Origin of the sequence: Streptococcus sp. KR (assembly GCF_002238115.1) — a bacterium.
Classification (GTDB): domain Bacteria; phylum Bacillota; class Bacilli; order Lactobacillales; family Streptococcaceae; genus Streptococcus.
Map to the genome: position 1 here is coordinate 1 of NZ_NGVM01000287.1, position 249 is coordinate 249.

At 32.5% G+C, this 249-nt stretch carries 1 protein-coding gene; it reads left to right on the top strand.

All coding sequences use genetic code 11. The features are described 5' to 3' along the window. Positions 1–249, top strand: a 249-nt coding sequence (locus CBI42_RS12940) for a hypothetical protein (protein ID WP_179211443.1), incomplete at both ends; no start/stop codon positions are given.

Consider the following 249-nt stretch of genomic DNA (forward strand, 5'->3'; position numbering starts at 1 on the left):
CCCTTAAATGCTTTACCAAATACAACAAATTATACACAAGTTATATTGCATTCAAAGCTTTTAGAAGAAGATATGTTTAGATATTACGCAGAGGATCTGTGGTTCCCTGAGGAAACACAAAGTCTTATTGACAAGGGTACCCAAGTAACAGCCACTTTTAGTTATGAAGATATTGATAAAAATGAATATAAAGATCTTGAAGTGAAATTCTTCGCAACTCTGGGAAAAAATTCCAAAAACGAAATTGGA